Origin of the sequence: Yoonia tamlensis (assembly GCF_900115105.1) — a bacterium.
Taxonomy (GTDB): Bacteria; Pseudomonadota; Alphaproteobacteria; order Rhodobacterales; family Rhodobacteraceae; genus Yoonia; species Yoonia tamlensis.
Genome location: NZ_FOYP01000001.1, coordinates 178,767 through 200,363 on the forward strand (window position 1 = coordinate 178,767; position 21,597 = coordinate 200,363).

Consider the following 21,597-nt stretch of genomic DNA (forward strand, 5'->3'; position numbering starts at 1 on the left):
GGTGCAATTGTTATCCTTATCTGGATTGGCGCAGTAAGAAGAAACCTGCCGCGATCACAAGGCTGAGCGCTGTGAGAAGCCATGCCCAGTCGCTGACCAATATGGTCAATGCGTCAAGGTTGGCCGCGAAATAATAGCCGAGCATTACATAGCCGGTTACCCAGATTGCCTCGCCCAGCGCGTCCCAGACAAAGAACCGAAGCGGGTGCAACCGCGCGGCACCTGCTGCGAAATTCACCCAAGGGCCAAGCGGCGCCGCGGCCCAAGTGCTAAAGAACACCCCGATGCTGCCCCAGCGGTCAACGACAGTTTGGGCGCGCGCAAACAGCGCGGCCCGATTTGGGCGTGTTACGAGCCGCGCGTCAAGCCAGCGACCGCCAAGCCGCCCCAATTGGAATCCCGTCTGATCGCCACAAAGTGCGGCAACATAGGCGACTGCCAGAACCTGCCATAAAACCAGATCGCCAGCCGCGGCAAAGCCCCCACCCGCAAGCATTACCGCAAAGGTCGGCACCGGCACGGCGAGGCAGGAAAAATAGGCAGATGCCGCAATCACAAAGAGCCCCCAAGTTGCGACGAGCCCAAAGAAGAAATCAATCACGCTGGCTATCCTTGAAGGCAGTGACCGCAGTTTCAAGCCGCGCAATCAGGGTGGCGATATCGATGTCTTGCGCAAGCGCGATGTCTTCGAGTGTTATCTTGTGGCGCTGGTCGCCGCGATCATATGCGATCACGTCTTCAACGACGTGCGGCGGCACATGCTGGGACATTGCGACATAGCGCGGGGTCATCCATCCGGCGATGTCTTCGGGGGGCGCATTCACCCATGCGCGCGATGAATTGGCCGCGCGGACCCCGAAGATCAAGATGCCTGCAACAGCAACAATGACCAGCCCGCGCAGAATTAACCGCAACTGCCGTTTGTGGTGTTCTGAAATCTTGTGCTTGCGCTTGGGCATTTAGGTTTGTCCTGATGAACGTAAGGTGGATCAAGATCCACCCTACGGCGTTAGATGAGTGTCGCAATTGCCGCGCATATTAACGCCAGTGCCCAAGTTTTCCAAAGCGTTTGAACAGCGCGGTCGATATGGACCGCTGACAGCGCGCGTGTGCCGTCACCGTTTACATAGGGGAAATCCTGCATCTGCCCTTCATAGCTGCGCGGCCCGCTAAGCGCGATCCCCAGCCCGTGCGCCATCGCGGCCTCTGGCCAGCCCGCATTTGGGGACCGGTGACGCGGGGCCTCTTGCAGGATTGGCTGCGGGTTGGCACGCGATGTGACAGCCCAGATCAACAGGGCGGTTATCCGCGCGGGGATCAGGTTCAGCAGGTCATCAAAACGGGCAGCGGCCCAGCCAAATTCCGCATGACGCGGCGTGCGGTAGCCGATCATGCTATCGGCGGTATTGGTGATCTTGTAGATCAACAGTCCAGGCAATCCGCCAATCATGAACCAGAAGGCAGGCGCAATCACCCCGTCAGACAGGTTTTCAGCGGCGCTTTCGATCGCGGAGCGCGCAATGGCGCTTTGGTCCATTTGGGCTGTATCGCGCCCGACGATCATTGCAACCGCCATGCGCCCGTCACCCACCGAAAGGCGCAGCGCATCCGCTACGGCGCGCACATGTTGCACCAGCGATTTTTGCGCCAGAAGTACGGCGATAATCAATACGTCGATGATCGCCGTAGGGATTGCTTGCAGCGCAAACCCAATTGCCAAGGCCCCGCCACAAAGCACCGCAACAACGGCGGCGCCTTTGGCGCGCCGGTTGTCGCCATGGTTAAGGGCATTATCACACCAACCTACAATCCGCCCCATCAAGATCGCCGGATGCGGGATGCGTGACCAGATCGCACGTGGTTCGCCGAAAATGGCGTCCAAAAGCATGCCGCAAACAAGGATCAAAACGCGGCTTCCAATTGTGCCCAGCGGTCAGGTGCAGGCAGTCCAAGGCGCAGCCAGTCGGGCGCATAGGGGAAGGTGCGCGACCATATTTTATGCTGCGCAAACTGGTGCTGCGCGGCTTTGGCATCCGTGACCTTATACAGGCGAAAAAGCGAGGTCCCGCCCACGACCGCCGCCCCGTGTCCTTGCATAAGCTGGTCAAGCCGTGCCGCATCAACTGCCAGCCGTGCGCGGGTTTCATCGGCCCATGCGGGATCGGACAGGGCCTCTGCACCGATGGTCAGGGCAGGGCCGGATACTTGCCAAGGGCCCAAGATATCAGTGAGCCTTGCAATAATAGCAGGATCACCAATCGCAAAGCCAAGCCGCAGCCCGGCCAGCCCCCAAAACTTGCCAAAGCTTTTGAGCACCACCGCGCCGGGACGGTCAGCGAGGTGGATCAGCGATTTTTCGGGGGCAACATCGCCAAAACTTTCGTCGATGATCGTGATGGGGGCGTTCAAATCCTGCGCGACCCATTCATAGCCATCGGGATTATTGGGATGCACCGCGACCATCGCGTCATGCGGGGCGGTCATGCCCCAGCCAGCGGCCTGAAATGCCGCGCCATGTTCGTTATAGGTGGGGCCGGGGATATGCACATTGGTGCCCGATACGCAGCGCGGCAGCGCCGCAATGATCGCCGATGCGCCCGTCGCCCCAATGATAGCTGCCTCTTTCGGAACGCGCCAATAGCTGCGCGCCAACGCATTAAGCCGTGCAAACGCGGCCTGATCCGGCAGGGCAGTCCAGGCATCAGCGGGCAACTGGGGTAGCGGATATGGCAGGGGGTTGATCCCTGTCGACAGGTCCAGCCAGTCGGCGCGCACCCCGCCATAGGTCGCGATTGCAGCGTCTATGCCGCCGCCATGGTCGCGTTTTTGGGTCATTCTTCCTCCGGCAGTGGCGGGTGGCGGGTCACAAAATGCCCTTTGATCGATTGCGGCCAGTCGCGATAAGGCACTTGACCCGTCTGGCTCGTGCTATGGGCAAGCGCGTAGGCAACGATCCCTGACGCGGCTTCTTCGGTGGGCTCGAAATCACCCAATGTATAGTTCAGCTTGCCATTTGACTGGATCGCGATGTTGCAGCCTTTCTTGCAACCCATCAGACAGGACACGCGGCGGGTTTTGACCTGCGAAAGCCCCGTTGCGGTCGCTTCGATCAATGTCGCCAGCGCCTCGCCATCGGTGTGGGCCATCGGGCCGGATTCCCAGCCTTCGCGCTTGCAGGTGTCGCAGATTGTGATCCAGGTTGTCATACAAAGGGTCCGTTGATTGTTGCGCGTACTTCAAGCGGAATTTCGCGCGTTGCACAAGGTTTTGCGAAATTGCCTGTCTTTTGGTATAGGTCGTTAAGAAGTGTTAACCTTTCGTTAGGGATTTCCGGCGACTTCTCGTCAGGCGCGGTTAACAATTCGTAACCAGTGCGCTGTAACGATTTAGGTCCATGAATGGAGTTCAAATGCACGTCCTTATTGCGCAAAGCAATGAAAACCTTGGCATGTTGTGGAAACAGCATTTGGAGCGGCTTTGCGCGCATGTAACGCTGGTCCAGACAAGTGACGCGGCAATTGCAGCGCTGGCTGAGCAGGAATTTGACGTAATTGTTCTGGATCTGGTTTTGCGTGAAGGCAGCGCGCTGGCTGTGGCTGATGTTGCAAATTACCGCCAGCCGCGCGCAAATGTGGTGTTTGTGACCAACACCACATTCTTTTCGGACGGGTCCATCTTTAACCATAGCCCCAACGCCCGCGCCTTTATCGAAAGCACAACCGCGCCCAATGATCTGGCCGCGATTGTTGAATATTATGGCCAGCCTAGCCCCGACCGTGCGGCGCAGTAAAATCGATTTCCGGACCAATCGGGACGATGCCTGTGGGGTTTACCCAAGTCTGGCTGCGGTAATAATGCCGTGTGATGTGATCCATGCGGACCGTCTCCGCCACATCGCCATATTGGTATAGCGCGCGGGTGAAGCCCATCAGGTTTGGATAATCGGCGATCCGTTTGCGGTTACATTTGAAATGCTGGTGATAGACCATATCAAAACGGATCAACGTGGTCCAAAGCCGCCAATCTGCCTCGGTCAGCTGGTCACCCATCAGATAGCGGTTTTCGGATAGCCGCTGTTCAAGCCAATCAAGCGTTTCAAATAACGGGGCAATTGCCGCGTCATAGGCGGCTTGGGTGCTGGCAAATCCGGCTTTGTAGACGCCGTTGTTCACCGTGCTGTAGATGCGCGCATTCACCGTTTCGATTCCGTCGCGCAATGCGCGCGGCCAGTAATCATCGCTGTTGCCTGTGATCGCATCAAAGGCGCTGTTGAACATGCGAATGATTTCTTCGGATTCGTTCGAGACAATCGTTTCGCGCTGCTTGTCCCACAAAATGGGCACCGTGACGCGCCCCGAAATTGCCGGATCCGCCTTAAGGTAGATATCACGCGCAAAGGGCAGATCATACAGGCTGTCGCCGGTTGCCCCGTCGAAATCGCGGTCGAATGTCCAGCCATTATCAAGCATATCCGGATGTACGACCGAAACGCCGATATGGTCTTGCAGCCCCTTCAATGCCCGAAAAATCAAAGTGCGATGCGCCCAAGGGCAGGCATAGGACACATAAAGATGATAGCGCCCGCTTTGGGCTGCGAACCCTGCGTCCCCCGATGGGCCTGCGCTGCCGTCTGGCGTGATCCAGTTGCGAAACGCTGTGGTCGATCGCACAAATGCGCCACCTGTTGCCTTGGTATCATACCCCGTGTCTTGCCATACGCCGTTGACCAACTGGCCCATATTGTCACCTATTCGTTGTTTGCCATGGTGGTAATCGAATCCTGCTCACAAACCTATCCTGTGCTGCGCGCAACGCCCCTGCGTCGCTGCACAGGTCAAAATGCTGCACTTGCAAAATAAACGCGGGCGCGGGGTTGCATCCGGTCCCGACTAGGGCAAAGCTGTGCCTATGAAGGCAGCTACTTCACTGGTCGTTTTTAGTGACCTTGACGGAACATTGTTGGATCATGATACCTATTCATGGTCGGCAGCAAGACCGGCTTTGTCTGCGCTGCGCCGGATTGGCGCGCCTCTGATCCTTTCAAGCAGCAAGACCGCCGTCGAAATCGCAAAAATTCAGAAAGAACTGGGGATTTCCGGCCTTCCGGCCATTGTTGAAAACGGTGCCGGCCTGCTGGACGCGCGACCGGATGCGGCGGATGACTATGCGCGGCTGCGGCTGCAATTGGATCGGCTGCCCCGCGATCTGCGCGCCCCATTCGAAGGTTTTGGCGATATGGATGCCGCGCGTGTGGCGCAGATTACGGGGCTGTCGTTGGGCGATGCTGCGAACGCAAAATCGCGCGCCTATTCAGAGCCGGGGCTTTGGTCGGGTGATGCGCAAACCCGCGCTGCATTTATCACGGCACTTGCCGCGCAAGGTGTATCCGCACGCGAAGGCGGCCGGTTTTTGACCCTGTCTTTTGGCGCAACCAAGGCCGACGGCATGGCGCAGGTCATCAGCCAATTGAAACCACGCTATACACTTGCGCTGGGCGATGCGCCCAATGATGCGGAAATGCTGACCGCCGCTGATTTTGGTGTGATTGTCGCCAACCCGTCGCGCGCACCACTGCCCCCGCTATCCGGTGAGCGAGGCAACCAAATCATTCGCACGCAGCACCCCGGCCCCGAAGGCTGGAACATGGCGGTGCTTGCGATCCTCAAACAGCTAGACCTAGACCAAGAAAGAGATCCCACGCATGGTTGATTTTCATCAAAACGGCAATATCGCGACACTGCACAACCTGCGCACGCGGTCCCACGCCGATATGACCTATGCGCTTGAAACCTTTGCGCAAACCCGCAAGATGTCGCTGATCTTGCCCTGCCTCTATTCCGAACTTGCGACCGATGCGATGCCCAACATTCTGGCAGAGCTGTCCAAGGTCACATATCTGCACCGCATTATCATCGGGCTTGATCGCGCGACCGAAGACGAATTTCGCCATGCCAAGCAGTTCTTTGAAGGGTTGAACCAGAACCACGTGGTGATCTGGAACGACAGCCCGCGGATGAAAGCGCTTGAAACACGTCTGGCCGATCTGGGCCTCGCGCCAAGCGAGCAGGGCAAAGGCAAAAACGTCTGGTCCTCGCTTGGGTATCTGATTGGCTGTCAGGATAGCGCGGTGATGGCGATCCATGATTGCGATATTCTGACCTATACCAACGATATGCTGGCGCGGCTGGTTTACCCGGTGGCCAATCCAACGTTCCCCTATCAGGTCGCCAAAGGATATTATGCCCGCATCGGCAATGATAAACTGAACGGGCGGGTGACGCGCCTGCTGGTCAGCCCGCTTTTGATCGCACTCAAGCGGGTGATCGGGGATCGCGATTATATCGACTACTTGCGCAGTTTCCGCTATCCGCTGTCCGGCGAGTTTGCGATGCGAACCAATATCTTACCTGATCTCCGTATCCCGTCGGATTGGGGCTTGGAAATCGGCGTGTTGTCCGAAGCCTGGCGCAACCTTGCGCCCAAGGCCGTCTGTCAGGTCGAAATTGCCGATGCCTATGACCACAAACACCAAGAGCTGAGCCCCGAAGATGCCGCCGCAGGGCTGAACCGCATGTCGGTCGATATCTGCAAGGCGATTTTCCGTAAGCTCGCGGCGGATGGCACGGTGTTTACCGCCAATGTTTTCCGCACGCTCAAAGCGACTTATTACCGCAGCGCGCTTGATCTGCTCGAGGCATATTACAACGACGCGCAGATGAACGGGCTGACGATTGACCGCCATGCGGAAGAGCGGTCCATCGAACTATTTGCCGAAAATATCATGCGCGCGGGGCAGTTTTTCCTCGAAAATCCGCATGAAACGCCGTTTATACCGACATGGAACCGTGTGCATGCGGCCGATCCGGATTTTCTGCGCGACATGCAAGATGCGGTTGCCGCGGATACGGCTGAATTCGCCTGACGCCGCGTGCGGGCGCCCAAGTGCCGCTTATCTGTTTGCCCTGATGTCGCGCGCGCCTTATACGTCGTCCCAGACGAAGCCCCTTCAGGGCCAGAACGGTTGGAGGTGCGGCGGTTGACCCAAAACGGGGACCAAGGCACCACGTCGTCACATCCTGCGATTTGCGGGACCTCTGGTCATGAACCCATAACGGAGAGATCAGATGCGCCTATTCATAACGTCAATCTTAACCATGACCGGCTCCGCTGCGGCGGCGCATCCGGGCCATTGGGCCGAGGCCGCAGGCCATGATCATTGGGCCGCAGGGATTGCGATTGGGCTGGCTGGCTTGGCGGCACTTTGGGGTGCTGCAAAGGGCAAGAAAGAAAAAGAAGCCATCGACGAGACCGAAGAAGGACCCGAAGGCGAACCCGCATGAAAACCGGTGTCATGATCTGCGGCCACGGGTCGCGCAGTCAGTCCGCGGTTGATGAATTTGCGACTTTGGCCGAAAAACTGCCTGCATATCTGCCAGATGACTGGCTGACCGATTACGGCTATCTCGAATTTGCGAACCCTGTGATCCGCGACGGGCTTGACCGGTTGCGCGAAGCGGGTTGCGAACGCATTCTGGCCGTGCCGGGGATGCTTTTTGCAGCGATGCACGCGAAAAATGACATCCCGACCGTGCTGAACACTTATGCGGCCAAACATGGCATCAATGTCAGCTATGGCCGTGAATTGGGTGTTGATCCCAAAATGATCGCCGCTGCCGCCGGCCGCATTCAGGAAGCCGTCGATCAGGCAAATGCGGATCACGGCGCGCTGCCTTTGACCGAAACTTGTCTGGTTGTGATCGGACGCGGCGCGTCTGATCCCGATGCCAACGGCAACGTGTCCAAAGTCGCGCGCCTGCTCCAAGAAGGCATGGGATTTGGCTGGTGCGAGGTCGGTTATTCCGGCGTCACATTCCCGCTGGTCGAACCTTGCCTGACGCATGTTGCCATGCTGCCCTATAAACGCGTCATTGTGTTCCCCTATTTCTTGTTTTCGGGGATTCTGATCGACCGGATTTACGGGTTCACCGATCAGGTTGCCGCCACAAACCCCGACATCCAATTCGTCAAAGCCGGTTATCTGGGCGATCACCCCAAGGTGTTGGAAACATTTGCCGAACGGATCTTGGAACAAACCGCCGACAGCCCACCGCCCAACTGCGGCATTTGCGGCTATCGGTCTCAGGTGCTTGCGCTTGAAGACGGCGGGCATCACCATATTTCTGCCGCTGACCGCAGCCACCCCGCCTTTGGCGCGGTGCCGCCTGCGACCTGTGTTTTGTGCAAATACCGGACCCAAGTGCTGGGATTCGAGGCCGAAGTCGGCGCGGTCCAAGAAAGCCACCACCACCATGTTGAGGGCCAAGGTGCCAATGCGCCGGGTTCAAATGTGGCCGATTGTCAGATGTGTGATGCGTTTTGTACGGGTATGTGCCGGCTTGAGGCCGCGCATGATCACCACCACCATCATGATCACCACCATGATCATGACCACCACCATCACCATCACGCAGTCTATCCACATGCCGATCACCCGCATGGCCCCGAAAGCGCGCGCAAATCGCAGGCGAAATCCTGACCATGCGTCCTTATGAAAAAGACCCGAACGCAATCTATGCGCAAAGCTTTGCCACCGTGCGCGCAGAGGCGCGTCTGGACCGGTTTGCGCCTGATATGCGCCCGCTGATTACCCGCGTCATTCATGCCTGCGGCATGGTCGAGGTCGCGGATCGTCTGGCTTTTTCGAATGGGGCCTATGCGGCGGGTCACGCGGCCTTGCAGGCTGGCGCGCCGATCCTTTGCGATTGTGAAATGGTGGGTGCGGGGATCATCCGCCGCTATCTGCCTGCGAATAACAAAGTGATCGTAACCCTGAATGATGACAGCGTGCCTGCACGCGCTGCGGATATTGGAAACACACGGTCGGCGGCGGCCGTAGAGCTGTGGAAAGACCATATCGCCGGCGCTGTCGTGGCGATAGGTAATGCGCCTACGGCCTTGTTCCATCTGCTTGAACTGCTGGATGCGGGCTGGCCGAAACCTGCCGTTATCCTCGGGTTTCCGGTGGGGTTTGTTGGCGCTGCCGAAAGCAAGGCGGAACTGGCCGCCAACCCGCGCGGCTGTGAATATGTCGCGTTGCGCGGGCGGCGTGGCGGGTCGGCAATTGCATCTGCGGCGGTGAACGCGCTGGCAGCGGGGTTGCCCGAAGATGGCTGATCCATGGCTGCATATCATCGGCATTGGTGAAGACGGTATGGACGGGCTGGTGCCTGCGACCCGCGCTGTCGTCGAGGCCGCTGAAGTAATTATCGGGGGCGAACGGCACCACACGCTTGCCGGTCATGCAGCGGCTGAACGGCTTGCATGGCCATCACCATTTGATGCGATGATCGACGTGATTAACGGGCTGCGCGGACGTCGCGTTGTGATCTTGGTAACGGGTGATCCGCTTTGGTTTTCCGTTGGCGCACGGATTGGCCGCACGATTGACCCAAAAGAAATTATCTATCACCCGCAGTTGTCAGCCTTTCAACTTGCCGCAGCGCGGATGGGCTGGTCGCTGCCTGATGTTGAAACGCTCACCGTGCATGGCCGTCCGGTCGAACAGATGATCGCCTTTATCCAGCCCGACGCGCGTCTGCTGATCCTGACCACCGGCGCACAAACGCCTGCACAGATCGCGGCGTTTCTGTCTGAACGCGGGTTTGGAAAATCGCGCATGTCGGTTCTGGCCGCGATGGGCGGAAAAGACGAAGCACGCTTTGATGGTGTGGCCGAAGATTGGAACCACACCGTGCCCGCGTTCAACACGCTCGCGGTCGAATGTATCGCCGCCCCTGATGCGGCGCTTTTGCCGCGCGTGCCGGGGTTGGCCGATAGCCTGTTCCAATCTGACGGCACCATGACCAAGCAAGAGGTCCGCGCGGCAACTGTTGCCAAGCTGATGCCGATGCGCGGCGCGCTTTTGTGGGATATCGGCTGCGGCTGTGGATCGGTCGCGATCGAATGGATGCGCGCGGCGCGCTATGCGCGGGCCATTGGGATTGAACCGCGCGCGGACAGGCGTGCAATGGCTGCGGCGAACGCGCTGGCGCTTGGTGCGCCGAAACTGGCACTGGTGGATGGCACCGTGCCGGACGCGCTGGCGGGGCTGGATGCGCCCGATGCGATCTTTATCGGTGGCGGATTAAGCGTTGAAACCTTTGCCGCCGCTTGGGCCGCGCTGCGCCCGTTGGGGCGTTTGGTGGTCAATGCCGTGACGCTGGAAAGCGAGGCTGTGTTGATTGCCCTGCACAAAGAATACGGCGGTGATCTGGTGAAAATCGCAACGCACCGCGCCGAACCGATTGGGCGGCTGACAGGCTGGCGGCCTGCGATGCCAGTCACGCAGTGGAGCCTTATCAAGCGATGACAGGAATTTTGTACGGTGTCGGGCTTGGCCCTGGTGCGGCTGATTTGATGACACTGCGCGCGGCGCGCCTGATCGAAAATGCGTCTGTTGTGGCCTATCCTGCGCTGGCGGGCGGCGATAGTTTTGCCCGCGCAATCGCGGCAGATCTGATCGCGCCGGACGCGCAAGAAATTATCATGGACGTGCCCATGACCGTTGAACGCGCCCCTGCCCAAGCCGCCTATGATCTAGGGGCGGCACAAATTGCGGCGGCACTTGATGCGGGGCGTGATGTTGTGTGCCTGTGCGAAGGGGACCCGTTTTTCTATGGGTCATTTATGTATCTTTATGCGCGCTTGGCCGACCGCTATCAGGTTGAGGTCGTCCCTGGCGTGACGTCGATCACCGCCTGTGCCGCGCGTGCGGGTATGCCGCTTGCGGCCCGCAACGAACGGCTGACCGTGCTGCCCGGTCCGCTGCCCGCCGATGAATTGCGCGCCCGTATCGACGGGGCCGAAAGCGTGGTGATCATGAAGGTCGGGCGGCATCTGCCGAAGATCCGCACCGTGATAGATGCGCTTGGGCTGACCGACCGTGCAGTCTATGTCGAACGCGCGACCTTGCCGCAAGAAATCGTGCTGCCACTGGCACAGGCCCCCGAAAAGGCCCCGTATTTTTCAATGATTTTGCTGACAAAAGGGGCCGATCCATGGCTTTAAAACCCGTCGTTCTGGCGCTTTCGCAATCTGGTGAAGCCACCGCGCACCGCGTCGCCGCAGCCATTGGCGCGCAGGTCCACGGGCGCGCGGATCGCGTCACACAGGCGGATGCGTTTTTTCCGAACGCATTGGATCACGCGCGCGATCTTTTTGCGGCGGGTGTGCCGATTATCGGCGTCTGTGCCTCCGGCATTCTGATCCGTGCTGTGGCCCCGTTGCTGGCTGACAAAACGACGGAGCCTCCTGTTGTGTCCGTATCAGACGACGGCAGCGTTGTGGTGCCATTGCTGGGCGGCCATCGCGGCGCGAACCGGCTGGCGCGCCAGATTGCCGATGCTTTGGGCGGTGCGGCTGCGGTTACCACGGCGGGGGATGTGGCACTTGGCGTGGCTTTGGATGAACCACCCGCAGGTTACCGTTTGCACAACCCGCAAGATGCGAAATCTGTGATGGCCGCGTTGTTGGGCGGTGGCGGGGTGACATTTACCGACGAAGACCTGTTTGATGTGACCCTGCCCGAAGGGGGCGATGTTGAAATCCTTGTGACCGAAGCCGCAAGTACAGGCGGCCCGTCCAAGCTGGTTTACCACCCGCAACGTTTTGCGCTTGGGCTTGGGTGCGCGCGGGGCGCTGACACCGAAGAAATGTGGGAACATGTATTGGGCGCATTGGACGCCGCCGATATCGCAGCGGGAGCTATTGCCTGCGTCGCGTCGATTGACCTTAAGGCGGATGAGCCTGCGATTATCGCAGTTGCGGCACGTTTGGGCGTGCCATTGCGCGTGTTCACTGCAACTGAGCTAGAGGCCGAAGCGGGACGGCTTGCCAATCCGTCCGAGGTCGTCTTTGCCGAGGTCGGCTGCCACGGCGTGTGCGAAGGGGCAGCACTCGCTGCTGCTGGCGACGGGGCGGAATTGTCAGTCGCCAAAAGCAAGACCGCCAACACCACCTGCGCAATTGCCCGCGCCGATGATCCGGTCACCGTGATGCGTGGACGCGCGCGCGGGAAACTGTCGATCGTCGGCATCGGGCCGGGGCAGGCGGCCTGGCGCACGCCCGAAGTGTCGCGCCTTGTGGCCGAGGCCGAAGAGCTGGTTGGCTACGGGCTTTATATCGACCTGCTTGGGCCGCTGGCCATTGGTAAGGAACGATCCGATTTTCCGCTTGGTGGCGAAGAAGACCGTTGTCGCTATGCGCTTGAACAGGCGGGTAAAGGCAAGAATGTCGCGCTGGTCTGTTCTGGCGATGCCGGGATTTATGCAATGGGTGCGCTGGTGTTTGAGCTGCTGGACCGCGGGCCGGACCAGATGGGTGTGTCCGATGCTGCCCGCCGCGTCGAAGTGCAATGTTCCCCTGGTGTCAGCGCTTTGCAGGGGGCCGCTGCACGTGCAGGTGCGCCATTGGGGCATGATTTCTGTGCGATTTCACTGTCGGACCTGCTGACCCCGCGCGAAGATATCATCAAACGGCTGCATGCCGCCGCAGCCGGTGATTTCGTCATTGCGTTTTATAATCCGGTATCACTGCGCCGCCGGACCTTGCTGGCCGAAGCCCGCGATATTTTGCTGCAACATCGGCCGGCGGATACGCCGGTGATGCTCGCGTCATCGCTTGGGCGCCCTGAAGAACATGTGCGCTATCGGCGTTTGGACGAACTGCAAGTTGACGAGGTGGATATGCTGACGGTTGTGCTGATCGGGTCGTCGCATTCGAAACTGGCGCAGATGGGCACAGGGCCGCGGATGTATACTCCGCGTGGCTATGCCCGCAAAATTGACGGCGATCTATCGGATAAGGGCTGACAATTTTTCATCGAAAAATTGGCTACAAACTCTCATCGAGAGTTTGTCACCGCGAGAATGGGAAGTAAGTAAATGACTGTTTATTTTATCGGTGCGGGACCGGGTGATCCGGAATTACTGACGCTCAAAGCGGCGCGGTTGATCGGTGAATGCCCGGTCTGTCTTTATGCAGGGTCGTTAGTACCAGAGGCGGTTGTCGCCTGCGCGCCCGAAGGGGCATTGGTTATGGATACCGCGCCGATGAACCTTGATGAAACCCATGCGCAGATTGTAGCGGCCCACGCCCGCGGTCAAAACGTGGCGCGGGTGCATTCGGGTGATCCTTCGCTATACGGCGCAATTGCGGAACAGATTCGCCGGCTCAAGGCGGATGGGATCGACTACCAGATCATTCCAGGCGTGCCTGCCTATGCCGCCGCTGCTGCCGCACTTGGCACTGAACTGACAGTGCCAGAAATCGCGCAATCCATCGTCCTGACCCGCATGTCGATGAAATCAACGGGTATGCCGCAAGGCGAGACATTGGCGAATTTCGCGCGCACGGGCGCGACCCTTGCGATCCATCTGGGCATTCGGGCCTTGCGCGAAATCGAACGCCAGCTTGAACCGCATTACGGCGCGGATTGTCCGGTCGCCGTGGTCTACCGCGTGGGATGGCCGGATCAGTTGATCATTCGGGGCACGTTGATGGATGTGCGCGAAAAGGTCCGCGCGGCCAAAATTACCCGCACCGCGCTTATTCTGGTCGGGCCTGCGCTATCGGATCAGCACGGTTTTCCCGATTCCGCGCTTTATGACGCGGCCAAACCGCATGTCTTGCGCCCCAAACGCAAGGTTTAGGTGCGCATAATTGCGTTTTGCAGAAAATCGTTACTTGATGTTTACCATTCTTCGCGCATGCTGGAGAGAGAGTGGAGGAATATTATGTACGAGTTTTTGCCAGAGGCCGTGCGCCAGGGTCTTGATGAAGCCCGAAAGGCCGCGTTGAAACGCAAAGATCGCCTTTCTGTGCGTGATGGCGATGATTCTTACCGCATCCGCCGGTTTTGGGAGGGCGGGTTTGCGCTGGATCTTGACGGGTCGGGCCGGTTGCGCGGCCATGTTGATATCTATGACGGCCCGAAACATCTTTACCAATGTCTGGTCGTGTCCTCTGTGGTCGAAGACAATGAACGCGTGTTCGAATTCAAATGGTTGCGCCCCGTCGCCGATGGGCCCGCCGCGGATTATGTGATGCCCGAATTCACGCCCGCAGGGTTGCTCGGGCGCCAGTAACCCTACCTATTGCAGGTCACGAAACGCGTATTGCAGCCGTGTGACGGCCTCTGTGACCTTGTCCGTTTGCGTGGCAAGGTTGAACCGCATGAATGTCTCGCCGCCTGCACCAAATGACGGGCCGGGGGATGGTGCGATTTTGGCGGTTTTCTTGATCCTGTTTTCGATTTCTTCATAGGTCATGCCGGTGCCGGAAAAATCGACCCATGCCAGATAGGTTGATTGCAGCGGCATCGCATAGACGCCGGGGATCTTGCTGATCCCTGAATCGAAAATATCGCGGTTCTTTTTCAGATGTGCCATTTGCGCGTCGACCCATGCGGCACCCTCGGGCGAATAGGCGGCGGTGATCATCGCCACCGAGAGGCCCGCAGGCATGTAATCCAACACATGAAGCCGCGATTTGATCGCCTGCCGCAGTTCAGGATCGGGGATAATCATATTGCCGGTGCGCTGCCCCGCGATATTGAATGTCTTTGAAGCCGCCGTCAGATAGACGCTGATATCTTGCGCCTCAGGGGCGGCAACAGCCATGGGGATGAATTTTTCACCCGCATAAACCAGATCGTGATGCACCTCGTCGCTGACCAGTATTAGGTTGTTTTTACGTGCAAAATCAGCAACTTGCCGAAGCTCTTCGGCGGTCCAGATGCGCCCCGACGGGTTTTGCGGCGAACACCAGATCAGCAGTTTTTCACGCCCCGTCAGCCGCGATTGCGCATCTTCAAGATCAAGCACATAGGTATCGCCCGCGCGTTTGAGCGGGCATTCATTCACAACCCGCCCCGCCTTTTTGATCTTCACCGAAAACTCCAAGTAGACAGGCGAGAATATAACAACGGAATCACCGGGATCAGACCATGCGTCGATGCTGAGCGCGATGGCGTTGCCCAAACCCTGCGCCGTCAAAATCCAGTCGGTATCAATGTCCCAGCCGTGCCGGTTGTGCATCCACCATGCGACCGCATTCAGATAGTCGTCATGCAGCCATGAATAGCCGAAAACACCGTGCTCGGCCGCTTTGAAAAGCGCATCGCGGACACAAGGGGCGGTCGGGTAGTCGGAATCCGCGGTCCACATTGCAAGCCCGTCCGCGGGCGAGACGCCAAACAATTCTTCCATCCGGTCCCATTTGGTTTGTTTCTGGCCGCGGCGATCAATGGGCGTGTCGAAGTTCATGAAGATTGTCCTTTAGGGTTTGTCGCAAACTGGCGCAAATAAACCCCTTGTTGCAAGGGCGATATTGTACCCTTTGCTTGCGATACATCCGCAGACCGATTAGATCACCGCCATGACAATACGAAATATCCTTATTCACCCTGATCCGCGGCTCAAGAAGGTGACAGACCCTGTTGCATCTGTAGATGACAACATCCGCCGACTTGCCGATGACATGCTGGAAACCATGTATGACGCGCCCGGTATCGGGCTTGCCGCGCCGCAGGTTGCGCAAATGCTGCGCATGATCGTGATGGATTGCGCCAAAGAAGATGACGCAACGCCGGAACCGATGGTCTTGATCAATCCGCAGGTCGTTTGGTCATCGGATGCGCGCAGCGTCTACGACGAAGGGTGCCTGTCCATCCCCGATCAATATGCCGAAGTTGAACGCCCCACCGAAGTCGAAGTCGAATGGCTGAACCTTGACGGGAAAACCCAGCGCGAGAAATTTGACGGGTTATGGGCGACATGCGTGCAGCACGAGATCGACCATCTCGATGGCAAGCTGTTTATCGACTATCTCAAGCCGCTCAAACGCCAGATGATTACCCGCAAGATGCAAAAGCTGAAACGCGAAATGGCGCGGGGCTAGGCTGTGGCGGTGCGCGGCCTGCGGTATATCGGTGATCCGGTGCTAACCTCGATCGCTGATCCCGTCACCTGTTTCGACAGGGCGCTTGCGCAATTGGCAGATGACATGCTGGCCACGATGTATGCTGCCCCCGGGCGCGGGTTGGCGGCGCCGCAGGTGGGGGTCAGCCAGCGCATTTTTGTGACCGATGTCACATGGAAAGACGCGGAGCCGTCGCCGCTGGTTTTTGTGAACCCGCAGATCACGGCGCAATCAGACGCCACCGCAACCGGTCCCGAAGGCTGCCTTTCGATTCCCGACCGCAGCTTTGACGTTGCGCGCCCTATCTGGGTCGAAATGACGTGGCAAACCATTGATGGCAAAATACAATCCGCCCGATTTGACGGTATGCAGGCAATTTGCGCCTGCCACGAACTGGACCATCTGAATGGTGTGTTGATCACCGACACCGGAGAAGAGACATGACCCATCGCCCCTATGTGAAATGGCCGCACGCCATACTGCGCACGCCCGCGCAACCCGTGACCGTCATCACAGATGAAACCCGCGCGATCTGGGATGAAATGATCCGCGCAATGGATACAATGCCTGGCGTCGGGCTGGCTGCGCCGCAGTTGGGGATCGGGCTTGCGCTAGCGGTGGTTGATGCATCCGATGCCCGCGGGCAGGCGGTGCGCATGGCCAACCCCGAAATCTTGCATGCAAGTGTTGCCTTGCGTGATCATGAAGAAGGATCGCCCAACCTCCCCGGTGTCTGGGCCAAAATCGAACGCCCGCGCGCCGTGACCGTGCGGTTCTTGAATGAACATGGCGTATCCGAGGACCGCGATTTTGTCGGGCTTTGGGCGACATCCGTGCAGCACCAAATCGACCATCTGGCGGGCAAGATGTTCTTTGACCACCTGACCAAAATGAAACGCGATATGCTGATCAAAAAGGCCCGCAAGATCGCGCGTCACTAGCGCTATTATTTCCATATATGTTTTGTATTTGCAGACCAAGGGTTTACCCTTAATCTACCGGTATACTGCGCTGATCCTTTTAGGTCGGGGCAACTTTTGTACGATCAAAATTTTTCGGGAAAACACTATGCAAATCTTACGTTTATCTATTGCTGCCAGCCTATGCGCCCTTGGCCTTGCGGCGTGTAGCACAGCCCCTGATGCGGCAGCGCCACAAGAGGTCGGAACCGTTTCAATGCGCACCGGGGCCGCCGCGAATTACACCTATACTCACCTTGCATCAGGTGGCTCGCCGGACCGTGTGCTGCGCACTCTGCCCAATGCCGGCTGGTACTACTACCCTGATACTTTGGCTGGCGTGCCTGCCGATTTCAGCGTCTATTTGCAAACGACCGAAGGGTATCTTTTGCGTGGCACGACAAGTGGCGGTGAAGTTATCATCGTCGACAATGGCGCGCAGCTGACCCGCACGGGCACGACAGTTATTCCCGCAACAGGAAGCGCAGCCTATAGCGGTACTTACGGCGCGATTGTGGTGGATGGATCGCGGGATTTGTCCCCAGAAACAGTTTCGGGTACAGCCACGCTTACCGTCAATTTCGCCTATGATTCCGTAACCGGCATGATCACCAACCGTGTATTCGATGGCACGACGGCTGCGGATGATGTGACGCTAAATCTGACCGATCTTGTCGACGGTGCGTTTGTAGGCAGCACCAGCGGCGGCGCGTTGAATTCCGGCGGGCTGGTGGCTGCTGATGGCACTTATACCGGGCTGATCGTTGGCCCAAATGGCGAAGCCATCGTCGGAGCAGTTACAATTTCTCATGCTGGCCCCAATACATTTACCGAACAAGGTGGAATGGTCCTGACCCGATAATGCGGGTTTGCACCGCCATGTGAATTATCGTAGCCCTGTCGTGACTTTTGACGGGGCTTTGCGATGAAAATTATCTTTATGGGAACGCCGGATTTTTCTGTGCCGGTGCTGGATGCTTTGGTCGCGGCTGGTCATGAAATCGCCGCCGTCTATTGCCAGCCGCCCCGCCCTGCAGGGCGCGGCAAAAAGGACCGCCCAAGCCCCGTGCAAATCAGGGCCGAAGCCTTGGGGTTGCCCGTCCGCTATCCCGTTTCGTTGAAAACGGCGGAGGAACAAGCAGCTTTTGCGGCGTTGAAGGCCGATATCGCCGTGGTCGTGGCTTACGGGCTGATCTTACCACAGGTGATTTTGGATGCCCCCGCAAAGGGTTGCTTGAATATTCACGCCTCTCTTTTGCCGCGCTGGCGCGGGGCGGCCCCGATCCACCGCGCAATCATGGCGGGCGACGCGCAGACCGGCGTTTGCATCATGCAGATGGAGGCAGGGCTGGACACGGGGCCGGTTCTGCTGCGCGAAACGATTGATATTGGCACAGGTGAAACCACAGGCGCCTTGCACGACCGCCTGTCGGAATTGGGGGCGGCGGCGATTGTGACCGCGCTTGGTCAGTTGGATCAGTTGACCCCGCAAATCCAGCCGGATGCGGGCGTGACATATGCCGCCAAGATCGACAAAGCCGAAGCGCGCGTCGACTGGACCAAACCCGCCGGTGAAGTTGACCAATTGATCCGTGGTTTATCGCCTTTTCCCGGCGCATGGTGTGATGTTGCAGGCGAACGGGTCAAACTGCTGGCCAGCACTATTGCAACAGGCGAAGCCGCCCCCGGCACCGTTTTGGTCGGGTTTACTATTGCTTGCGGCACAGGGGCCGTGACCATCACCCGCGCCCAGCGTCAGGGCAAAAAGGCGATGTCGGCGGCGGATGTACTGCGCGGGCTTGAACTGGGTGCGCGCTTGAACTGAACCTCATATCGGGGCTTGGATTACCTAACGTAAACGATATAGTTCCGCAAAAGCGGGAGGATATCAGATGAAAACCATACCAAGAATTGGCTACGGCACGTGGAACAGGCCGGGGAATGCGGCCTATGAAGGCACAATGGCCGCGTTGCAGGCGGGCTACCGGCATATTGACGGGGCCGAAGGCTACGAAAACGAAGAACACGTCGGGCGCGCGATCGCAGATTTTGGCCTGCCGCGCGATGAATTATGGGTCACAACCAAAGTCGCACCAGAAAGCTTTGGCCCCGGTCAGATCCGCCCCCATGTCGAGGCTTCGCTTGAAAAGCTGGGCGTGGGTCCGGTGGATTTGTTGCTGCTGCATTACCCGTCGATCAATGATGAATACGACATCACCGATTATATGGCCCAGTTTGCCGCGGTCTATGACGCGGGCCTGTGCCGCAACATCGGCGTATCGAATTTCACCAAACACTATATGGATCGCGCACTGGATTTGTTGGGGGACCGGCCAATTCTGACCAATCAGGTCGAATTGCATGTATTCATGCAAAACGCGCCGATTGTGGATTATTGCCGCGCCAAAGGCGTGACGCTGACCGCGTTTTCGCCGCTGGCGCGCGGGGCGGTGGTGGATGATCCGGTGCTAATGCAGATTGCCGCAAAACACGGCGCGACTGCCAGCCAGATCGCGCTGGCGTGGCTGCTGGCCGAAGGGCATATCGTAATCCCGTCTTCGGGGAACCCCGACCGCATCCGCGAAAATCTGGCTGCCACCGATTTGCAGCTAGGCGCGGATGATCTGGCCGCAATCACCCGGCTGGAACGTAATATGCGTTTGGTAAACGGGCCTTGGTGCCCAGAATGGGATATGACATGAGCAAACCACCGTTTTCACTGGTCGGGATCGATCATGTTGTTTTTATTGTCGATGACATGCCCAAGGCGCTGGCGTTCTATCACGACGTGTTGGGCTGTGTGCCCGGCTATTCCTATCCGGCTATGGGGATGGAACAGGTCTGGGCGGGGGCTGCGCTGATTGTTCTCTGGGATATCACCCATCCGGGTGCGGCCACTGCGGTGCCGCCGGTGCAGGGCGGGCGTAATGTTGATCATGTCTGTATTGCGACTTCACCGTTTGCGCCGGATGATATGCGCGCGCATCTGGCGGCGCATGGCGTGAAGATCGACCGCGAAGCCCAACATGGCGGCGCGCGCGGCGTGGGGCATTCGTTTTATATCTTTGACCCGTTTGGCAACAAGCTCGAGGTGAAAGGCCCCGCCGAATACCCTGACGGTCGCTAAGAGGGCGCAATGAATAGAACGCTGGCATGTGGGGGCGCGTGACGGACCCCACATGCTGCTAGGTTAGATCAGTTGCCTTGAGCAATTGTCGTCTGAACCAGATCATAAAGTTCTTGGGCAGGAAGCCCTAAGGCTGTATTTTCTGTGATCCACGCCTCTACCGCTGGTCCGGCAACGGTTTCGCGAATTGAACCCATGATTTCGTCATTAATTGTCAGCTCCATGATGCCGCGCTCACGTAGTGCCGGCTGCCAAGCGTCCATTGTGTCACCGTTGTAGAATGCAACATAATGGTCCAATGAAGCATCAACTGATGATGTCAAAGCTTCGCGAAACTCAGGGCTGAGAGCATTCAAGGCATCCGTGTTTACAGCGACAGGGCAATTCACCGTGCCTGGGTTTAGGTTCGTAGTCCACCATGTGCCGCCTTCAATTGTCCCAAACGACATATGCGCATGTGGCGCAAAGCTGACCGCGTCAACAAAACCGGTTTCCATTGCACGGCTCACGTCAGTTGCCGGAACGTTTGAAATGATTGCACCGAGTGATGCGATTGCTTCCCCAATACCGCCCGTCGCACGGACATTCATGCCGTTAAAGTCATCCAGTGACGTTGGCGGAAAGCCAGAGCCAACCAAGTTATACTGCGGCAATGGTGAAGGCATTAGCAACGTAGCGTTCCAACGGGCTAGGTCCGTCTGTGTTGCTGGGTGGGAATAAACAGCCATTGACACTTCGATCTCTTGCTCAAGTGAATTAACACCAAGGAATGGCAATTCCAAAACAGTAATCGAAGGGTTCTTTTCAGGATGGTAGCCGGCGCAGAACTGCGCCATCTCGAAATCGCCAGCAGCGATTCCATCTAGGTTTTGGTTACTTGGCGCCAAGTCACCATATGAAAGGTTCAGTGTAAATTCACCGTCAGTCTTTTCGGAGACGAGTTCTGCAAGCTTTTCGACGTGTTCGGTGAACGCGCGGCGGCTACCCCAAAGCGAGACATCCCAGACGATTGGTCCGGTTTCGACGCCGGGGCATGCATCACCGGTACAAGTAACTTGGCTTGCATCTACACGGATCGGACCAAATGCGGATTCGATCACAAAATTGCCATCTGCGAATTCGATCAGCTCGCCTGTGATATTGATCGCGCCATCATTGGATTCGAGCGTGATCTGGTCTGCGCTTGCCACTGTTGGCGCGCCCATTGCGGCAACGGCCACGACGGTTGAAACCATCAGGCGCTGCATGCGGGTTGTTAAGTCGTTCATTAATCTAACCTTTAACATTTTGTCTCTTGTTTGCTGTTGCACCCCAGGGCCGCGCCGTTTGCCGCTGACAATCCACCAAAGATGCCTCGATTGTTGACGGTAAACAGAGAATTGGACAAAAAAAAGACCGTAACAAAGTTTTTAGTTACGTAAGTATGCGAGGCTGTGGTTAGCTGGTTTGTTAGGCTGCTCCGCATGGTTTGGTGTGTTTGGTACGTTCTACATCAAAATATGACATTCGCAAACGGCATTGATTTGCATGCGC

General features: G+C 58.0%; 26 protein-coding genes. 18 read left to right on the top strand and 8 right to left on the bottom strand.

Annotated features, from left to right (window positions below; all coding sequences use genetic code 11):
• Positions 1–16: 16 nt before the first annotated feature.
• From BM320_RS00920 to BM320_RS00940, 5 genes are read right to left on the bottom strand one after another with little or no spacing between them, the layout of a single operon-like run.
• Positions 17–601 (bottom strand): DedA family protein, encoded by a 585-nt coding sequence (locus tag BM320_RS00920; RefSeq protein WP_090195233.1) that lies wholly within the window; start codon positions 599–601, stop codon positions 17–19.
• Complete coding sequence (locus BM320_RS00925; RefSeq protein WP_090195238.1) at positions 594–959, bottom strand: hypothetical protein; 366 nt, start codon at positions 957–959, stop codon at positions 594–596. Before BM320_RS00925 ends, BM320_RS00920 begins: the two co-directional genes overlap by 8 nt.
• 50 nt (positions 960–1,009) lie before the next feature.
• Positions 1,010–1,906 (bottom strand): adenosylcobinamide-phosphate synthase CbiB, encoded by an 897-nt coding sequence (gene cbiB / locus BM320_RS00930; protein WP_090195241.1) that lies wholly within the window; start codon positions 1,904–1,906, stop codon positions 1,010–1,012.
• Positions 1,903–2,835 carry a threonine-phosphate decarboxylase gene (locus tag BM320_RS00935; RefSeq protein WP_090195244.1) on the bottom strand — a complete coding sequence of 311 codons (933 nt, stop codon included), beginning with the start codon at positions 2,833–2,835 and terminating at the stop codon, positions 1,903–1,905. Before BM320_RS00935 ends, cbiB begins: the two co-directional genes overlap by 4 nt.
• Positions 2,832–3,206 (bottom strand): DUF1636 family protein, encoded by a 375-nt coding sequence (locus tag BM320_RS00940; protein WP_090195247.1) that lies wholly within the window; start codon positions 3,204–3,206, stop codon positions 2,832–2,834. The genes BM320_RS00935 and BM320_RS00940 overlap by 4 nt, the downstream gene beginning before the upstream one ends.
• 203 nt (positions 3,207–3,409) lie before the next feature.
• On the opposite strand from BM320_RS00940, the gene BM320_RS00945 reads away from it, so the two are divergent.
• The gene (locus tag BM320_RS00945; RefSeq protein WP_090195249.1) at positions 3,410–3,790 is read left to right on the top strand and encodes a response regulator; all 381 of its coding nucleotides are present in this window, start codon (positions 3,410–3,412) and stop codon (positions 3,788–3,790) included.
• Here BM320_RS00945 and BM320_RS00950 read toward each other — a convergent pair.
• A complete protein-coding gene (locus BM320_RS00950; protein ID WP_090195252.1) occupies positions 3,765–4,739 on the bottom strand; it encodes a glutathione S-transferase family protein in 975 nt (324 codons plus the stop codon). The genes BM320_RS00945 and BM320_RS00950 overlap by 26 nt on opposite strands.
• 169 nt (positions 4,740–4,908) lie before the next feature.
• On the opposite strand from BM320_RS00950, the gene BM320_RS00955 reads away from it, so the two are divergent.
• The 10 genes from BM320_RS00955 to BM320_RS01000 all read left to right on the top strand — a co-directional run bounded on the left by BM320_RS00955 (position 4,909) and on the right by BM320_RS01000 (position 14,144).
• Entirely contained in the window at positions 4,909–5,709 is an 801-nt protein-coding gene (locus BM320_RS00955) for an HAD-IIB family hydrolase (protein WP_090195255.1), read from the top strand.
• The gene (locus BM320_RS00960; RefSeq protein ID WP_090195258.1) at positions 5,702–6,922 is read left to right on the top strand and encodes a glycosyltransferase family protein; all 1,221 of its coding nucleotides are present in this window, start codon (positions 5,702–5,704) and stop codon (positions 6,920–6,922) included. Before BM320_RS00955 ends, BM320_RS00960 begins: the two co-directional genes overlap by 8 nt.
• Positions 6,923–7,124: 202 nt before the next feature.
• The gene (locus BM320_RS00965; RefSeq protein ID WP_090195261.1) at positions 7,125–7,340 is read left to right on the top strand and encodes a DUF6732 family protein; all 216 of its coding nucleotides are present in this window, start codon (positions 7,125–7,127) and stop codon (positions 7,338–7,340) included.
• A complete protein-coding gene (locus BM320_RS00970; protein ID WP_090195264.1) occupies positions 7,337–8,536 on the top strand; it encodes a sirohydrochlorin chelatase in 1,200 nt (399 codons plus the stop codon). The genes BM320_RS00965 and BM320_RS00970 overlap by 4 nt, the downstream gene beginning before the upstream one ends.
• A gap of 2 nt (positions 8,537–8,538) precedes the next feature.
• Positions 8,539–9,174, top strand: coding sequence for a precorrin-8X methylmutase (locus BM320_RS00975; protein ID WP_207496828.1), 636 nt, complete (start codon positions 8,539–8,541; stop codon positions 9,172–9,174).
• On the top strand, positions 9,167–10,369 hold the full coding sequence (gene cbiE, locus BM320_RS00980; RefSeq protein ID WP_090195271.1) for a precorrin-6y C5,15-methyltransferase (decarboxylating) subunit CbiE: 1,203 nt from the start codon (positions 9,167–9,169) through the stop codon (positions 10,367–10,369). The genes BM320_RS00975 and cbiE overlap by 8 nt, the downstream gene beginning before the upstream one ends.
• The gene (cobI, locus tag BM320_RS00985) at positions 10,366–11,067 is read left to right on the top strand and encodes a precorrin-2 C(20)-methyltransferase (protein WP_090195275.1); all 702 of its coding nucleotides are present in this window, start codon (positions 10,366–10,368) and stop codon (positions 11,065–11,067) included. Before cbiE ends, cobI begins: the two co-directional genes overlap by 4 nt.
• Entirely contained in the window at positions 11,058–12,869 is a 1,812-nt protein-coding gene (cobJ, locus tag BM320_RS00990) for a precorrin-3B C(17)-methyltransferase (protein ID WP_090195278.1), read from the top strand. Before cobI ends, cobJ begins: the two co-directional genes overlap by 10 nt.
• 72 nt (positions 12,870–12,941) lie before the next feature.
• Entirely contained in the window at positions 12,942–13,709 is a 768-nt protein-coding gene (gene cobM, locus BM320_RS00995) for a precorrin-4 C(11)-methyltransferase (protein WP_090195279.1), read from the top strand.
• An 84-nt stretch (positions 13,710–13,793) separates the two neighbouring features.
• Positions 13,794–14,144, top strand: a complete 351-nt coding sequence (locus BM320_RS01000; RefSeq protein ID WP_090195281.1) for a hypothetical protein — start codon at positions 13,794–13,796, stop codon at positions 14,142–14,144.
• 6 nt (positions 14,145–14,150) lie between these two features.
• Here BM320_RS01000 and BM320_RS01005 read toward each other — a convergent pair whose 3' ends face one another.
• Positions 14,151–15,323 (bottom strand): MalY/PatB family protein, encoded by a 1,173-nt coding sequence (locus BM320_RS01005; protein WP_090195284.1) that lies wholly within the window; start codon positions 15,321–15,323, stop codon positions 14,151–14,153.
• A 112-nt stretch (positions 15,324–15,435) separates the two neighbouring features.
• Between BM320_RS01005 and def (BM320_RS01010) the strand changes: the two genes are divergently transcribed.
• The 7 genes from def (BM320_RS01010) (at position 15,436) to BM320_RS01040 (ending at position 20,064) form a co-directional block, all read left to right on the top strand.
• On the top strand, positions 15,436–15,957 hold the full coding sequence (def, locus tag BM320_RS01010) for a peptide deformylase (protein ID WP_090195287.1): 522 nt from the start codon (positions 15,436–15,438) through the stop codon (positions 15,955–15,957).
• Between the two features lie 9 nt (positions 15,958–15,966).
• Positions 15,967–16,422, top strand: a complete 456-nt coding sequence (gene def / locus BM320_RS01015) for a peptide deformylase (protein WP_242650923.1) — start codon at positions 15,967–15,969, stop codon at positions 16,420–16,422.
• Positions 16,419–16,919 (top strand): peptide deformylase, encoded by a 501-nt coding sequence (gene def / locus BM320_RS01020; protein WP_090195293.1) that lies wholly within the window; start codon positions 16,419–16,421, stop codon positions 16,917–16,919. The genes def (BM320_RS01015) and def (BM320_RS01020) overlap by 4 nt, the downstream gene beginning before the upstream one ends.
• A 127-nt stretch (positions 16,920–17,046) precedes the next feature.
• Positions 17,047–17,799 carry a HupA family protein gene (locus BM320_RS01025; protein ID WP_090195295.1) on the top strand — a complete coding sequence of 251 codons (753 nt, stop codon included), beginning with the start codon at positions 17,047–17,049 and terminating at the stop codon, positions 17,797–17,799.
• Between the two features lie 63 nt (positions 17,800–17,862).
• Entirely contained in the window at positions 17,863–18,762 is a 900-nt protein-coding gene (gene fmt / locus BM320_RS01030; RefSeq protein ID WP_090195297.1) for a methionyl-tRNA formyltransferase, read from the top strand.
• 67 nt (positions 18,763–18,829) lie between these two features.
• Complete coding sequence (locus tag BM320_RS01035; protein ID WP_090195300.1) at positions 18,830–19,639, top strand: aldo/keto reductase; 810 nt, start codon at positions 18,830–18,832, stop codon at positions 19,637–19,639.
• Complete coding sequence (locus BM320_RS01040; RefSeq protein ID WP_165614965.1) at positions 19,636–20,064, top strand: VOC family protein; 429 nt, start codon at positions 19,636–19,638, stop codon at positions 20,062–20,064. The genes BM320_RS01035 and BM320_RS01040 overlap by 4 nt, the downstream gene beginning before the upstream one ends.
• A 68-nt stretch (positions 20,065–20,132) precedes the next feature.
• Here BM320_RS01040 and BM320_RS01045 read toward each other — a convergent pair whose 3' ends face one another.
• A complete protein-coding gene (locus BM320_RS01045) occupies positions 20,133–21,332 on the bottom strand; it encodes a type 2 periplasmic-binding domain-containing protein (RefSeq protein WP_242650924.1) in 1,200 nt (399 codons plus the stop codon).
• Between the last annotated feature and the right edge of the window lie 265 nt (positions 21,333–21,597).

Bases quoted from the DNA above. Each gene is read 5' to 3' on its own strand.
- cobM (WP_090195279.1), top strand. From the start codon at position 12,942: ATGACTGTTTATTTTATCGGTGCGGGACCGGGTGATCCGGAATTACTG.
- cobJ (WP_090195278.1), top strand. From the start codon at position 11,058: ATGGCTTTAAAACCCGTCGTTCTGGCGCTTTCGCAATCTGGTGAAGCC.
- fmt (WP_090195297.1), top strand. From the start codon at position 17,863: ATGAAAATTATCTTTATGGGAACGCCGGATTTTTCTGTGCCGGTGCTG.
- def (WP_090195293.1), top strand. From the start codon at position 16,419: ATGACCCATCGCCCCTATGTGAAATGGCCGCACGCCATACTGCGCACG.
- def (WP_090195287.1), top strand. From the start codon at position 15,436: ATGACAATACGAAATATCCTTATTCACCCTGATCCGCGGCTCAAGAAG.
- BM320_RS00965 (WP_090195261.1), top strand. From the start codon at position 7,125: ATGCGCCTATTCATAACGTCAATCTTAACCATGACCGGCTCCGCTGCG.
- BM320_RS01005 (WP_090195284.1), bottom strand. From the start codon at position 15,323: ATGAACTTCGACACGCCCATTGATCGCCGCGGCCAGAAACAAACCAAA.
- cbiE (WP_090195271.1), top strand. From the start codon at position 9,167: ATGGCTGATCCATGGCTGCATATCATCGGCATTGGTGAAGACGGTATG.
- BM320_RS00945 (WP_090195249.1), top strand. From the start codon at position 3,410: ATGCACGTCCTTATTGCGCAAAGCAATGAAAACCTTGGCATGTTGTGG.
- BM320_RS00960 (WP_090195258.1), top strand. From the start codon at position 5,702: ATGGTTGATTTTCATCAAAACGGCAATATCGCGACACTGCACAACCTG.
- BM320_RS00940 (WP_090195247.1), bottom strand. From the start codon at position 3,206: ATGACAACCTGGATCACAATCTGCGACACCTGCAAGCGCGAAGGCTGG.
- BM320_RS00925 (WP_090195238.1), bottom strand. From the start codon at position 959: ATGCCCAAGCGCAAGCACAAGATTTCAGAACACCACAAACGGCAGTTG.
- BM320_RS01045 (WP_242650924.1), bottom strand. From the start codon at position 21,332: ATGAACGACTTAACAACCCGCATGCAGCGCCTGATGGTTTCAACCGTC.
- BM320_RS00935 (WP_090195244.1), bottom strand. From the start codon at position 2,835: ATGACCCAAAAACGCGACCATGGCGGCGGCATAGACGCTGCAATCGCG.
- BM320_RS00955 (WP_090195255.1), top strand. From the start codon at position 4,909: ATGAAGGCAGCTACTTCACTGGTCGTTTTTAGTGACCTTGACGGAACA.
- cobI (WP_090195275.1), top strand. From the start codon at position 10,366: ATGACAGGAATTTTGTACGGTGTCGGGCTTGGCCCTGGTGCGGCTGAT.
- BM320_RS01035 (WP_090195300.1), top strand. From the start codon at position 18,830: ATGAAAACCATACCAAGAATTGGCTACGGCACGTGGAACAGGCCGGGG.
- BM320_RS01000 (WP_090195281.1), top strand. From the start codon at position 13,794: ATGTACGAGTTTTTGCCAGAGGCCGTGCGCCAGGGTCTTGATGAAGCC.
- BM320_RS01025 (WP_090195295.1), top strand. From the start codon at position 17,047: ATGCAAATCTTACGTTTATCTATTGCTGCCAGCCTATGCGCCCTTGGC.
- BM320_RS00950 (WP_090195252.1), bottom strand. From the start codon at position 4,739: ATGGGCCAGTTGGTCAACGGCGTATGGCAAGACACGGGGTATGATACC.
- BM320_RS00970 (WP_090195264.1), top strand. From the start codon at position 7,337: ATGAAAACCGGTGTCATGATCTGCGGCCACGGGTCGCGCAGTCAGTCC.
- BM320_RS01040 (WP_165614965.1), top strand. From the start codon at position 19,636: ATGAGCAAACCACCGTTTTCACTGGTCGGGATCGATCATGTTGTTTTT.
- BM320_RS00975 (WP_207496828.1), top strand. From the start codon at position 8,539: ATGCGTCCTTATGAAAAAGACCCGAACGCAATCTATGCGCAAAGCTTT.